Here is a 14,502-nt window from a genome sequence, read left to right as displayed (position 1 = left end):
TAATTTACGCAAATCCCTTCAATCAAGAACTACTTTCAATGGGTTGCTCATAGCCGAGGTCGCACCGTCATCACGTACCAACTTGACCTGGTAGGTATAACCCTCTCTATTTTTGAACAAAGCCCGATCGATGAAGGACCCGCGATTTGAATCCACTTCGGCATACTGCGCCCAACCGTTGTCCGATTTGCGAAAAACAATGACCGTCGCCTTGGGTTCAGGAGCTATCTCCCATTGTAATCGCAAGGTCTTGGTCTCGGCATCGAATTGTCCGGTCAACTTGGGTTTTCCATCCAGCATTGGACTAGCGAGGTATCCCATTCGGATGTTCGATTTATCCGATTCCAATCCCGAACCGTCAACTGCCACCACAGCGAATCTGGTGAACTTGGACTTGGTATCCGCTAAGGTGCTAAAGGATGTTTGGGGATGTGGGACTTCCTCCAGAAATTGCCAATTGCCTTCATCAAGCTTTTGGTAAATACGGGTGGCCGTGGCATCGGAACTTGCCCCTAGGGTCCAACGCAATACCACCGAATCCCCAACGCGTTCCAATGGGCGCAAGCTGGGGGCCACCGGAGCGACGAGGTCCGGCAATTGCACAATGATGGTATCGGAAGCCGCCGATGCTTTGTAATACGTATCAAAGGCAATGACTTTGTAATACAATTGCCTTTTCAGGGTCTTCAATCGGACCGTGTCGCTATAAAAATTGCCGGACACCGGTCTACGCGTAAGTTGCATGAACTCCTGATCCGGGGCATCCGACCGAAATACGCGATACCCAAGTAAATCAGCCTCTTTTCCCAACTTCCAACCGATGGATACCACTCCCAAAGAGTCAATGGTCGCTTGCAGGCCTTCGGGCCTAGCGGGGGCCGATTCGTTCGGTAACATCGCCATTTTGATCGGACTAATCGTTTGGTTCCCGACCTGATCTTCAGAAAGGACGATATAAAAGTTCACTCCATCCTGGATGGGATCGGTATCGGTGAACGTTCCCTGTGAAGGGGGAAGCAAATTCGTCGTTATCTCCGTGTAAGGACCATTGTATGTGGCACTACGCCATAGGCGAAACCCGACAAGGTCGGAGGCCCCTGCTTGTTCTGGCTCCCAAGAAATGGAAAAACCGCCTCCTTTCACGGGTGCTACCTCAAAATCGGTAATGGCCGGCGGCGGTTCATTATCGGTAACGGTAATGGTGACAGGGGTGCCATAGCTCCCGAAATCGGCAAAACTCCCCACCCCTATGATGCGATACCGGTATTGGGTACCGATGGCGACTTCACTATCGATAAAAAACTGTCGATCCGATCCCGATACGTTGCGAGTCGCTTTGATGATGCTGGGCGAAATACGTTGAAACGTACCGTCTTCGACAGCTCGTTCTACATAGTATCCCGAATACCTCGAATTATTACCCACTTTAGGCCAGGTCAACCTTACTTGACCGTTCTCAGCCGTGGCGGTAAAACCGCGGACGGTCTTTGGCGCCCAGGTATTCATAGTTGCCGCTTTAGAGCGGTTGGAGATCGCCTTACCGCCTACGAACAACGTATACGAATACACCGCATCCTCAAAAGGGGCTGCATCCACAAAACGCATGGCCAAGCCCTTGGCCGCTTCGATGGAAAAATCGGCACTGTAAGCGGCAAAGGCCAATCGGTTGCCTTGTTCTGAGGCAGCTAGCAGTTTATTGCTAAAATTTTGCGCCGAAATCCGAGGGGTAACGGAGTTTGTTCCCAATAGACACTGGGCGGCCGTTGCGACGAAGATGTTGGTCGTATCGGTCAAGGTCTTCCATTGTTCCAAAGTATACGGTTTGAGTGCGATCGGAGTGAGGGTTTCACGTATACCGGTTCGGTTATCCGTACGTGTGACCACCACCCCTTCGCGGTTCATCAAACGCCAGGCGTCCAATTCGGTAGGCGACCAGCGCAACACGATCGAATCTTGATACACCCTTGATTTTAAAAGAAGTTGAGGGGAGGTTTGTGACCACACCGATACAACGGTCAAAAGACAAGTCAACCAAAGTAAATACGCATGATAAGAGGTAGTATATGATGTTCTCATGGTGTGTTCATGTTTGGTGGGATGTTATAAGTCAATTTTTTCTGACCACCCCCTTTAGACGATTTTAAGGTGAATTGAGGGCTGCCCCCTGCGCGGGAGAAACTGCTATAGCGGTGCAAGTTTTGAATCCAATACCCTAAACCTTGCCGCGCCCGATTGAATTCCAAAGTGGACCCATAATCATTTTGGACCGCTCCATATCCCAAATTCTCATTTGCCTCGTAAATATGCGTTCGCAAGCGATGCCAGTCGCGCATCGCCAGCCACTCTGTATAATCGACAAGTGCAAAAAAGACGCCGGTCTCATCAGGCAATTGGTCGTTGTTTTGAAATTGGTTGTTCGCCAACCAGAGGCCCCCATTCGCTCCTCCTCCATGGGTGTAGGGTTTTGTCGTAAATCCGACGGTCGCCCCTTGATGTTGTATCGGCTCGTAGGCATAGGAGCCGGCATGCCAGGTTATGGTGGCCGGTTCGTTTTCAGCGGCGATCAGTTCATATACGTTCGGATAATAGCGTTCGTGAAAGGGTGCGTATCGGCTGTCTTCCAAATAGCGATCGGCCGACCATGACGCATTGCCTTGCATATCGGGCAAAACCAATTGCCAGTGGTCGTCGCTGGGGTAGCCATATTCCAAATTTTGGTAAAAGGCCCCATCGGCCTCAAGTTTCGCCCAGTCGTTCGCATTGGGCACGTGATAGACCTTCTTCAGACCCTGTCCTTGACCCCAAAGGTTGGGGCTGAAGGTAGCACCCCATTTCTGTACGAAATCATTGAACAAGGGTTTTTCGTCAATAACGATCATAGGCGATACCGTCCAACTGAGTTCAGTGGCCTCTTCGCCCTGCCCAATGGTTTCCATATGCCGCTGCCCCAAAACCGTTCGTTGATCGAAATTCTCCCCTGCACTAAGTACAATGATCGGAAGGTTCGAATCAAGGTATTCGGGTTCATCGGTCCCCACACCGGGTAAATCGGAAGGATAGCTTCCCACTTTGGTCGATTCATATTGGATACTGGCCAATTTGGAGGCCAAGGTGCTATAGGTACTCGTCTTAAACTGGAATTTGAACCCTTCGAAGAGTTTCCATTCGAAGGCTTTTCCACCGATTTCGGGGTTCAATAGCTTTCTTTGCCGGCCTCTGATGGACACGTTTTGGTCGCCGTTGTTCAAATCGGCCAAGGAAGCTTCGAAAATGGGATTCGGGGGCGTATTGGCCACATTGGCCAAAATCTTGCTGCCTTTCATACTAACCCCTGATTTACCTTGCTGTTGCCCTCCGGCCCATTGCATCGTTTTAATGCCATTACCCTGCCCCCCGGCCAAGCTCATCTGCATCACCTTCGGTTCGATTTGATCGATCTGACCTGCATTCACTTGCATGGTCTGATACCCTAAACCCTCTTGTTTCGGAGCGCTTTTACCTGAAGCGCCTAAAAGCATCTCCTGATAAACCACATCGGTATTGCTGGGCAATGCGAATTTATTGATAGGCGGGGTGTATTTGACGATGAGTTCCAGTTCGTATCCCCTGTTCGGTTGCAAGCCTTGGGGAATGGCAAAGGCGATGCCTCCTCCTTTATCCCCTTTGGCCCCGACATTGTCCACTTCAAAGGTCGAAGTGAATACCGTTTTTGACTTAACATCGGTGAATTGTGCAATGAAGGCAAAGGCCCCATCAGCCATCCCTTTATACGAATCACCCATTTCGAAAACTTCGGAAAACCAATAATCGGGATCGTCCCAATGATCGAAGGCCGCCATCAAAGTGAGCATACCTTGATTGGAATGATACGATGGGATGAAGTAATTCTCCCCAATAAAAGGGGTGCTTAGCCAGATGTGCTCTTTTTTGATCTTGTCGGGCAATCTATCGGTGACGAAACTACCGGTCTTGGTCTCTTTCAGGACCTCGATTTTCTCCCCATCGACCCATTCGTATGCGGTGACCCCGATCTTATAGGCAATCGAAGTCTCTTCGGGCAAGATGTAATCTTCCCGATTGAAGGTAGCCGAATAACCATCTGGACGGTATTTTTTAAAGGAAGCCAACTCTTCGACCGCTTTTTTGTCGCCTTCAAGCCATTCCAAGGTAAAATAGTCCAATTCATACTGAAACTTCCGGGTAACCTCCTTTCCTTTCTTGTTGATTTCCGAAAACTCGAACACTTCTTCCGGAAAGTTGAACGCCACTTCAGGTATGGTCAAAATGGACACTTTATCTTCGCCATCCGCGGGAATCACATCGGCGATTATCGGAAATTCATCGAATGGGCTCCCTTGCCCCTTCTGGCATTCTTCTCCCAATTCTACCTTGAAGTCAAGATCGAATTGCAAGAGCCCGTCCAACACTTCCCCATTGACTTTCAACTTCCCATCAAAAAAAACGGGGTTGGGTAAACCGGCCGTTAAGGTGGCCCCGGTCTCCACTTTCATAAAGTTGAGCGCACCCTTCCATACCCATAGATCCAGGTTGACCCCTGCATCGCCCAAGAAATAGGCATAAGCATTGCCTTTGGCGTAGAACCCGTTGATCCCGCCCCCTTCGCATAAACCCGGTTCCTTACGCAAGGCAAGATCGAATCCGGCCAAAAATTTCGAACGCATGTAAAAGATGAGGAAATCCATATCCGTTGCGACATGGATTCCACCACCAAGGGCCAGGCCAGGGTTCGACCCGCCTTGTAATTGACCTTCGTTAAAGGTCGCCGCAAACACTTGTCCTCGCTCACTGGCAACCGGCTGATCCATGAAGTTCCGCACATCCAATGGCATTTTCGGAATCCCGGGGATATCGGAACCTAGCATGAAATAACTGTTGACATTGGCTTGCAACGGGCCATCGTTTTGATCCGTACCCAATCCTGAGAAATCCCCCAAATTCAACTGTACCCGGGTTTCATCTTCCCAAGGATAATCTTCTTGGGACCAAAAACCGAACTTATGGTGCCATTGGTTTTTATCGACGTAAATGTCCAAGGTCCCGGATCCGTCGACCATACCATCCAGAATATCGATATTAAAGGTCGAGGTATTTGAAAATTTTGGATCTTCAGGATCGGCGACAATGGTCAGGTCCACATCGCCGGTAATAAACGCCCCATCACGATTATCGAGCGATTGTACCAAATAACCCTTGCCCCCCATCGATAAGGTAGGTACGAAACTACCCCCGGTCTCGATCTGGATGTCGAAGTTCAAGTCGGCATTGAAAACGGTTTCGGCGCTGTTGATACCCAAGACAATGGACTGGGAGAGCCCGTAAGTGCCTTTTTCAGGAGTACGCTGATCGCTGGCATGTCTCGTGAAGCCGGGTGGTTTCGCTTCCAAGGCAGCTTCATCCAAAACCTGGGCGTTTTTAAGCTCGGCAATGCTTATCGGTGCGACCACTTCCGGTTTGCTCATGTTGTACCATGCGCCACCACCGCCACCGAAAATGGAAAAAATCGTCGGAGGTATCGGGATTCCGGTTCCGGGAATATCGGCGTTCATATCAAAATACCAATAGCGGTAATCTTCATCTCCTTCGGTTATCGACCCCAACTGCATTAAGGCATCGAATCCGAACTCGATGGCATTCAAGCGCACCCCTATCGCCCCCTTAAAGCCATTGCCATACACCTCATCTTTCTTAAAGATCTTCACCCCACCGTGCAACGCGGCCACCCCCAAATCGATCGGGTTTTCTTTGGTACCTAAATTGATTTCTTGAAGTTCGACATAATCAAAACCAAAAGTTTTATTGTCGTATTCACCCCAAATAGTGAACTTGGAATCGCCTTCAATGGAGTTGACCTCATCCAAAAGTTTGACACCGATATCGAGGGTGATGCCCAATTTGTTTTGCTCACCGCCATCAAACTCGAGCTGGTTCAAGGCAAAGGTGAATCCCGCGATGTTTGCTTGGGCATCGGTCAGGCCAAAACTACCGATATCGACCTTGGGAACATTGCCCAAACCTGGTTCGACGGTAAAATCCTGGAATTCGACCTTGGGCAGCGTAAATGCGGAAACAGCATTGTCTTCGCCCAAATCCTGGTCCTCTCCCCAGGCAACTTCAATAGTACCATGGAGCGCAGCGCGAGGCGTCCAAACCCCCTCTGTCTTTTTCAAGGTCACCGATGAGCCTTCGAATAGGTCTAGGGTCGCCATCCACATAGGCACTTGTAAATCATCTTCCAAATCGATTTCGCATACCAAATCAAGGTAGGCTTCAGGGTCTTCTGCGCTCGACAACAAAAGGGTATACCCCAGTGCTGTATCGGTAATGGGCAATCGGATGTTACCGAAAATCTCGGACCCCTGAAGCAGGTTTTCTTGGATTTCGACCGTAAATCCAGTGACGGAAATGGGCCAGCTCGATACATCGCCCTCTTCTATGGAAATGAGGTTGTCAAAGGGGCCGATAGTTCCGGAAACCCCGTTTTTATCCAATATGAAATTTTGTACCGTTTTCTCGATTGGCTCCCCGTTCTTCTTAAAAAAGTCGGGGAAGGTCACAACGAAATCCCCCAAATACAACCCCGTCCAACTAGCCGGCCTATCGGTTTCAGGTGGCGATTGGGAGAGCGACTGGTCGAAAACGATGTTTTGGGCTTCCATCTGAAAACCCACCAGACCGGGCAAGGTGAACGGATGGTTGAACGCCTCGATCTGAATGGACCAATCCTGCATGTTTTCCACTTGGGTCTCATAAGAAGCGGTGACCGTGCCGTCGATGACCGTGCCATTGCCACTTAAGGGCAACAAGAGGTTGCGGTCGAATTCGAGCTGGCCATTGAGGTCAATACCCTGGATTCCGGAACAATCATACTGCAGACCGGTTCCTTCGGCGAAAGTGTGATCGATATTCACACCCAACGGAACAACGACATCTTCGGCAAGCAACATTTCACCCGTGTTTCCGAAACCGTTTGGGCGCAAACAATTGCTTCCGGTCAAGAGCAACACCTGATCGTTCAACGCATCGGGAAGCTCAAGGCCGGAGGCCATATTGATATGTGCCCCAGTCGCTGAGAAAACCATTCCAAGCAAGGTCAACCGCGAGGGGCCCACTTCCCAGAGTAAAGGCATGCCTACAGCCTGACCCCCTTGTTCCAAGAGGTGGATCTTTTGCCCTTGATCATCGATGAATGCCATGGCATTCTGAAAAACCTCTTGGGAAACCGCCGGTACATCGACCGCTTGGGTCAGAAAGGCCGCTTGTGGCGGTAAACCACCATCTAATACCGCATTGGCCTGACCTTGATATACCGTAAGATCGGTATTTACTTTAAGGTCGGTGAATTCTACGTGGATGGGGATGTCCAAAAAATTGATGAAAATGGTTCCGTCGCCGGTGAACCCCCCTTGTGAAAATTGCGCGTTGGTGATTTGCATCGAGAATTTACCAATAGCGACTTCATCACCAGGTGCCAAGTTAGAAACCGGATTTTGGTTTTGGGGCAAGGGCACGGTACACGGTGCGATACAGTCAAGGGCATCGTCGGGATCGGGAGGTGAATTCTGACCTTGATTATTGACTTTAACGTCATCACCGGGGATGTGCAAGACCGTAATTTCAACAGGCGTCTCCTGGGGCGAACCATCCGCAATGACGATCGGTGTTTCGGTCTTGGGCACTTGGCCATATTGGAACGTACATACCTCACTGCTTCCCCCATTTCGAAAATTCAAGGGGCGATCATTACCGTTGGCATCAACGAACCCTTGCCGATTGACCGCGGTCACTCGAAACGCATAGGTGCGGCCGGGTTCCAAAGGTGGATCGGCCAGGGTATACAAATAGACATTATTGGTGACCCTTTTTTGAAAAAACGGAGTGGTGGGCAGGGCCAAAAAGAGCTGGTTGGGGTCCATGCCATTGAACACTTCTTGAATGACCAATTCGTATTCGACCTGCATCGGATTCGCACCTGCTGGAATCGCCCAAGAAAACAAGAGGTTTTGCGGATCGGATTTTGAAACCTCATCGCCGCAAAGCGGTTGTAAGATCAACGGAGGTTCGACCGAACTAATGGTAAAGAACCCGCAACCGTTGGGCGCAGCCATCGAAAGGGGTTGACCGGTGGTGTAATCCAAGGCTTGGACACAAAGCTCATAATCCCCTTGGGGAAGCCCCCCTCCCCTAAGAAGCGCTGCTGCCGAAATGCCACTCAGATCCCATGCATTGAGGTCGAAATACTCTTGAAGTTGAAACCCGGTCAAACGTACCGATCCACCGGGAGGGATCAAAATAGGTTGTGAAGGGAGAAAAGAAGGGTTCAAGGCCAAAGCGATACCGTTGTTGCCCGTTGCCGATGCGGTCAGGCGCACTTCTTGTGACAAACCTGCGGGATTTAGATTGTTCAAGGTCACCACCACCCGATTGTCATAAGAGGTATAATCGGAAAAATAGGGGGAATACGGCGGCAGCACTTGGGTCACGACCATCACATCGTTTTGTGCCTTGACCAAGGTCAAAGGCCACAAAGAAAGGAGCAAAAGTAAAAGGCAGTACGATTTTCGCATGACGTTTGTTTTAAAACCGAATTCCATAGTTGATAAAGCCGGTGAACTCGTTGAACGTGCCGTCGATCACTTGGGTGTTCAAATAAGTGCCGGTGATATTGAGTTGGTGTTTTCCTAGCTGGTATGCCCCGCCGAAATTCACACTTTGGCTTCCAAAATCGTTCTGTTCGGCATAGCTGCCGGATAAGTTGAAAGTAAGTTTGCCTTCCAACCACGATTTGTTGAATCCAAGTGAAATCCCTTTACCCGGCAACTTGCCGTTAAAGGTTTCGAGATCATTATAATTGAGCGAAGCGAACAAGCCGTAATATGCCGTCAGGTGATTGAAATTGTAACTCAGATTGACCGTATTTCCCACATATTCTGAAAAAGCGCTGGTCAAAAGGTTGTTGTCGACCAATTCACTTCGGTTGGCAAAAAGGGAAACCTGATGGGCCTTGGTGGTCGTTGCCGTGGCATAGGTAGCTGTAAACGTGTAAATCGGGTTGTTCTGGTCTTGTTTGAATTCATTGTCCAATGGAATAGCCCCTTCTTCCATCAAGGTCGTTACATTAGTATAGGTGCCGATAAAGCTTAGTTTCTGGCTCGGTCTAAAAAACAGGGACGCCCTAGGGATGGTCCTTTTACTCGTGAAAGCCTTCTTATTGTTGAGGTTGTCTCGCTGGAGGGTCAACCCACCATCTACCCGCAACCTTCCTTTGAACAAGGAGAAGGAAGGGGCCACGGTATAGGCCAGCACATCGTTGTTCACGAAATAGATGCCCATGGATCGGTAATCGGAATCAATGCGCTGCACGATTCCTTGTAGTCCGAAGTTTTTCAGTCGTAGCTGTAACCCGCTTTTGAAAGCGGTATAATACTGTGCCGATTCGTTGAGACCGATAAACGAATCGATCCAATTCAAATAACCGGGCAAGTCCAGCACTTCGCCCTCCAAACGTTTATCCCGTACCCAGGTACTGACCGCCCCGTCGAAAAAGAAAGCCAGCTTGTCCTTAAAAAAAGCGGTTCGGCTGTTGACACCGAAAACGACATTTTCACCCGGGGTGATCGTTTCCGGAGTTTCTTCAGCATCCAAGGAATTTTCATCATCGGCGGCTTTGAATAGGACGAAGTCAATGAATTTCGATGGACTGCCGTAGCCCACTTTAATGCCGTAACCTTTACGTTCAAATGCGGGTCTACGCAAGGCCAACAAGGTGGTATCTTCGGTAACCGCACGTTGCAGGCGACCGTAAATGGCGGTCAATCGAAATTTACCCGGATTCAATTCGACCCCGCCACCTAACATTTGGTGTCCTGCAAGGGTGTATTGCGAAAGGTTGATGTTGCGATACCCCACATGGGCAGTCGCCCATTTGTAGGTCGGACTTGCCCCAAATTCATTAAATGGTTGGCTTAGACCGAATTGTTGGTTCGAAAAAGTGAAACTGAATGGAATATTGAGCTCATAAAGGTTGAGATTGGCGTTGCCCGACAACACATAGGTAAAGGGCTGCCTTCGGTCTGCACCTCCGTCGGCCGCATAAAATATCGTTCGTAAACCGGCACCACCGGTGACCTTTACACCTGAAGAATCCCCGATTTTCCCCAAATCCTGGGCGTATATGCCGTTGAGGGCGAAAAGGAAAGGTATCATCACCCAAAAAAGAAAGCGATATCCCCGCATAGCCTAAAAGGTAGTTGCTTCCTTTTAGGAGCCATAGGGTGGATTGAGGGTTACAGGGAGCGGATTGACCAAAGTGCGATTTGGGTTTATGCCTAATTTCGGTATCACACGTTTTTTGGGAATAAAAAAAACCGCCGAAGTTATCATCGGCGGTCTCGTTCAAGCAGTAGAAAGATAACTATCAATAAAAGAAACGCTCTTCCATGATCTTTCCATTTTCGATATGATAAACTATGAGTTCGTCAAGATCCATCAAGCTGCCATCCTTTAAGGTGACTTTCATTTTATAAGGTACCCCAATATGCGATCGGGCCACGATGGCTTGGCCAACTTCCGGTCCTTCGACCGAAGCGATATGTGCCGACATGGCCGCATCTTTCGCTTTGATCGCGTCAAGCCCCTGAAGATGGGCAAACTGTTCGGATTGGGGTTCGATATGTTCAGCATTGCTGTGGAAAAGTTCGTTATAAACCGTTTCGAATTGGCCATGGTTCAGTAATTCGACCAGTCTGTTCGCAATTTCTTGATTCGTCATCATTTTACTTGGTTTTGATTTCGGTGGCTTTGGGATACTTGCCCTTGATTTCTTTGAATTTTCCATTACTCCCATTTACGATTTCACCGGTTTCCACATAGTGTTTCAAACCGATCAAGGTACCTTCTAGCGTTTTCTTGAATTTGCCCTTGGCAAGCCCCCCCATAAAAGCCGGTTTCGTTCGGAATTGGAATTCGTAGCTGGCGGTGCTGGTACCGTCCCCATTGTCCTTTACCCGATAAAAAGCTTGCGAATTGTCGAGGTCAAGCGGGAATTTTTGAGCATCGATGATGCTGTTGTGCATTGTTTTGTTTTTCACATCGATGGCCATGATCCGTTCGTGCGACCAACGAGAGCCTTTCTTGTTGAAAAAACACTTGCGTTCGGCACCTTCGACGCCTTTTAACGATCCGTTTTCGTAATTCGAAGCGAAGATGTAGGGCGAAAAATTCGAAATTTCCCCATAGTCGAGCACCATGGCTTCCCAAACCCTATCGGCCGAAGCATTGATCTTCATGGACACATGGAGGGTGTGGAACTTTTTGTCCATCTGCTGTGCTTGGGTGGTCCATCCCATAAATAACACTACCATACTTGTACAAATTTTTAATTTCATTGTTTTTGTTTTCTACTTAGAAGCCGGAATCGGGAAGGTGTGACGACTTTGAAAACAAGGCATGATACCGGAGTTGGGTGCTAGTTGAGCTTCATTAGGCTTTTGACATGTTCGTCATTGACGATGTCTTCTAAAAATGTGCGCTTGTCGAACTCTTTTTTATAGGGCAAACCGCGGTAGAGTTCCGCATATTTTCCATCAATGAAATCCATCATTTCGTTCGCATCATATTTGATGGCTTCTTTGAACTTCAGGTATTCCTTTCGATTGAAAAGCAAGTTGCGGCTATCGATTACTTTGTTGTCAAGCGCAAAAGTCACTTTCTTGTGGCAACGACAGGGATTTGCCTTGTTGACCAGTCCACACTTGTTGTTCATAAAGTGATAGATATCCTTTCGGGCCCTGCTCAACCGTTTTCTGAAGTTGTCTTTCGATAATTCGAGTATCTCCGATCCAATGGTATGGTCGGCATCGAACATTTCACCAAGAATATAGACCAAACGCTGTTCTCGGGTCAGACATAACAACATACCGCTCATACAGCTGTAGTTCATTTCTTTGATATAGGCCTTTTTCTCTTCTTGCTCCAATGGGGTCAAAACGGTATCCGGGGTCATTTCGAGGTTTTTGGCCATAGTATCGAAATCGCTGAATACCGACTCATTGGGTTTGCGTTTGGCCATGAGAAAGTGATTGACAACGATACGATACGACCAGGTTCGAAATGTACTTTTGTTCTCGAAGGTCGATAGTTTGGTCAACACCTTGATGATGGCTTCTTGTGTCAGGTCTTGGGCATCAGAGGGGTTCCTTACGAATTTCCAGGCGATATTGTAGATAAACGGTTGATGTTTCAGAACCAGTTCCTCCAAGGCTTTTTTGTCACCACCCTGTGCTTCGACAACCAATTGCTGATCGGTCTTATCGCTTTGATACTCCTGTAAAAATGGATTTTCCATACGTATGATTTTTACTTGGATGCAATCTGCCCCAAGCTGTGACGCCTTTTATAAAAATTGTCACAGCGCCCGAATTTTCGAATCAAAGTGCCAAACAAAATAAAAACAAAAACAATGAAACGAATTACACAAAGTCTCGGCCTGTTCCTGTTTTGCATGACGGCCTGGAATGTCACGGCACAAAAAACAAACGCCGACGTGACCATTACGCAAATCTTTGAAACCTCCGCGGATAAGGTCTGGAGTGAATTGCGGCAATTGGACAATATCGACGTCCTTTCGAGCATCATTGCCAAGGTAGAGTTCAATGGCCCAAAAGGTGTAGGTGGTAGTCGTGTTTGTACCTCTGCCGATGGTCAGGGGCGATTTAAGGAAACCATCATCGAGTTCGATGATATCGGGCGTAGCTATACCTATGCTGTGGTCGAAGGGGTACCTGCAATGGGAATGGTGAACCAATTCAAGGTCGTCGATCTGGGTTACGAAAAAAGTATGGTGGTCTGGACGAGCAGTTACGAAAAGTTCGTAACCAATCCGCAAATGGATGAAACCCAATTCAAGGGTTTCCTGACTCAGGCTTCGGGAGAAATGATTGCCAATGTCGGCAAACGAGCCATGAAATAGAAACCGTTTTTAGGTGTGTTGCGTTGTTTAAGGGACCGTGACCCAATTTAGGGTCGTGGTTCCTTTTCCGCGACAAATCCCCTTGACCCTCAAAAACAACGAAATGGACTTTAGGATCAAGTCAGCGGTTGCGTTTCTCCTGAACTTTGTATCCGTTAATCGTTAAATCAAAAGCAGTATGAAAACTACAAAAACCCTCATCGTTATGGCGCTGATCTTCTCCGGATTCGCACAGGGCAGGGCCCAACAATCGGATGCGATCATGACCAAGACCCAAGTCATCAATGCCTCAGCCGATGAAGTTTGGGAACGCTTGCGCAAATTGGATAAGGTCGAAGAACTCACCCCCGACTATGTAGGCGATTCTTGGATCACCGGCACCGTTGGCGTAGGAGCGACCCGCAGCTGTTCGGCCCCAGGGCAAACCCGCAAATCGGCCGACCCGGCCTTTACCGAAACCATCTTGGCCTATGATGACGAAAAACGGTTCTATTCCTATGCCGTTGCCGGAGTACCGGCCAAAAACATGGTCAACTCGTTCAAAGTAGTGGATCTCGGGTACAAAAAATGTATGGTGGTCTGGAGTTCGGGCGGATGGACCTTCGTCGAAAACCCCCAAATGGACAAGGCGCAGTTCATGGGCTTCTTGGATGCCGTTTCGACCCAATTGATCACACGATTGTATGAACTCCACAATGCGAAATCGTAACCCGATCGGCTAATTCGAAGAGCACCTTTCAAAAGAAGGTGCTTTCTTCATTTCAATATCTTTAAGTATGGGACCCACATTCAGGATTTTGACGGTACTATTGCTCGCATTGTCGTGGCATTCGGTACATGCCCAGCGCTTCTCGATTGAAAGCCCGCTCTTGAAGACGACGACCTCGGTCGTTATCGAACCAATAGGGAACGTAACTGCGGCAACTTCGGTGTATTACTTGACCGATGGGGCTAAGCTGCTTGACGCGGGCTATTTGGAACGCTTGAAAGCCTTGCACGGGGCGGGCAAGATCCCTGCCGCCTACTACGTCTTTGTGGGCACCGTCGATGAAACGGACGGCATTGATCAACGAAACCGGTATTTCTTTTGCAATCCCGACTACCTTTCTTTTTTTGAAAAGGAAGTCCTCCCTAGGGTCGAAAAAACCATTGGGAAGACCCTCGAACCTACCCAACGCGGATTGATCGGCATCTCCTTCGGGGGGTTGAATGCCGCATGGTTCGCTGCGAAATCGGAGGCCTTTACGCAGTACGCATTGCTTTCACCGGTTACCTACCCCTGCAACGAACTGGGCGCTGCCATCAGTTTTAGCACGAACACCGCTTTGAACATCTATATTTCGACCGGTACCAATGATGCGGAAACCTATGCTGAACCCCTGCGGCGGCTTTTCGAGGGTAAAGGGTACCGTGTGCATTTCGAGAAAACGAAGGGGGGACACGATTTCGAAAACTGGGCGGGACAGCTGGAAACCCTCTTCCGGTTTTTCAGAGTGGGGCATCCTTAAAAAGAA

The 14,502-nt window shown here is 48.8% G+C and carries 9 protein-coding genes; 3 read left to right on the top strand and 6 right to left on the bottom strand.

The genetic code is table 11. From position 1 onward, the window contains the following. Positions 1-18 precede the first annotated feature (18 nt). The 6 genes from ABV409_RS15325 to ABV409_RS15300 form a co-directional block, all read right to left on the bottom strand. Entirely contained in the window at positions 19-2,076 is a 2,058-nt protein-coding gene (locus ABV409_RS15325; protein WP_353878502.1) for a fibronectin type III domain-containing protein, read from the bottom strand. After that, positions 2,073-8,585, bottom strand: a complete 6,513-nt coding sequence (locus tag ABV409_RS15320) for a fibronectin type III domain-containing protein (RefSeq protein WP_353878501.1) — start codon at positions 8,583-8,585, stop codon at positions 2,073-2,075. The genes ABV409_RS15325 and ABV409_RS15320 overlap by 4 nt, the downstream gene beginning before the upstream one ends. A 10-nt stretch (positions 8,586-8,595) precedes the next feature. Then, the gene (locus tag ABV409_RS15315) at positions 8,596-10,224 is read right to left on the bottom strand and encodes a hypothetical protein (protein WP_353878500.1); all 1,629 of its coding nucleotides are present in this window, start codon (positions 10,222-10,224) and stop codon (positions 8,596-8,598) included. Between the two features lie 211 nt (positions 10,225-10,435). Further along, complete coding sequence (locus ABV409_RS15310) at positions 10,436-10,792, bottom strand: SnoaL-like domain-containing protein (RefSeq protein WP_353878499.1); 357 nt, start codon at positions 10,790-10,792, stop codon at positions 10,436-10,438. Between the two features lies 1 nt (position 10,793). Then, complete coding sequence (locus ABV409_RS15305; protein WP_353878498.1) at positions 10,794-11,381, bottom strand: SRPBCC family protein; 588 nt, start codon at positions 11,379-11,381, stop codon at positions 10,794-10,796. 104 nt (positions 11,382-11,485) lie between these two features. After that, the gene (locus tag ABV409_RS15300; protein WP_353878497.1) at positions 11,486-12,364 is read right to left on the bottom strand and encodes an RNA polymerase sigma factor; all 879 of its coding nucleotides are present in this window, start codon (positions 12,362-12,364) and stop codon (positions 11,486-11,488) included. A gap of 114 nt (positions 12,365-12,478) precedes the next feature. Here ABV409_RS15300 and ABV409_RS15295 point away from each other — a divergent pair, with 114 nt between their 5' ends. The 3 genes from ABV409_RS15295 to ABV409_RS15285 all read left to right on the top strand — a co-directional run bounded on the left by ABV409_RS15295 (position 12,479) and on the right by ABV409_RS15285 (position 14,496). Continuing rightward, a complete protein-coding gene (locus tag ABV409_RS15295; RefSeq protein ID WP_353878496.1) occupies positions 12,479-12,988 on the top strand; it encodes an SRPBCC family protein in 510 nt (169 codons plus the stop codon). Positions 12,989-13,166: 178 nt separating this feature from the next. Continuing rightward, complete coding sequence (locus ABV409_RS15290) at positions 13,167-13,697, top strand: SRPBCC family protein (protein WP_353878495.1); 531 nt, start codon at positions 13,167-13,169, stop codon at positions 13,695-13,697. A 67-nt stretch (positions 13,698-13,764) separates the two neighbouring features. Then, positions 13,765-14,496 carry an alpha/beta hydrolase gene (locus tag ABV409_RS15285; protein ID WP_353878494.1) on the top strand — a complete coding sequence of 244 codons (732 nt, stop codon included), beginning with the start codon at positions 13,765-13,767 and terminating at the stop codon, positions 14,494-14,496. Positions 14,497-14,502 lie beyond the last annotated feature (6 nt).

Origin of the sequence: Flagellimonas algarum (genome assembly GCF_040513375.1) — a bacterium.
Taxonomy (GTDB): Bacteria; Bacteroidota; Bacteroidia; order Flavobacteriales; family Flavobacteriaceae; genus Flagellimonas_B; species Flagellimonas_B algarum.
Note: the sequence above shows the minus strand (reverse complement) of the source record. Positions and strands in the feature narration are given on the sequence as shown.

Coding starts and splice junctions, on each gene's coding strand:
- ABV409_RS15295 (WP_353878496.1), top strand. CDS start 12,479: ATGAAACGAATTACACAAAGTCTCGGCCTGTTCCTGTTTTGCATGACG.
- ABV409_RS15325 (WP_353878502.1), bottom strand. CDS start 2,076: ATGAGAACATCATATACTACCTCTTATCATGCGTATTTACTTTGGTTG.
- ABV409_RS15290 (WP_353878495.1), top strand. CDS start 13,167: ATGAAAACTACAAAAACCCTCATCGTTATGGCGCTGATCTTCTCCGGA.
- ABV409_RS15305 (WP_353878498.1), bottom strand. CDS start 11,381: ATGGTAGTGTTATTTATGGGATGGACCACCCAAGCACAGCAGATGGAC.
- ABV409_RS15320 (WP_353878501.1), bottom strand. CDS start 8,585: ATGCGAAAATCGTACTGCCTTTTACTTTTGCTCCTTTCTTTGTGGCCT.
- ABV409_RS15310 (WP_353878499.1), bottom strand. CDS start 10,792: ATGATGACGAATCAAGAAATTGCGAACAGACTGGTCGAATTACTGAAC.
- ABV409_RS15315 (WP_353878500.1), bottom strand. CDS start 10,224: ATGATACCTTTCCTTTTCGCCCTCAACGGCATATACGCCCAGGATTTG.
- ABV409_RS15285 (WP_353878494.1), top strand. CDS start 13,765: ATGGGACCCACATTCAGGATTTTGACGGTACTATTGCTCGCATTGTCG.
- ABV409_RS15300 (WP_353878497.1), bottom strand. CDS start 12,364: ATGGAAAATCCATTTTTACAGGAGTATCAAAGCGATAAGACCGATCAG.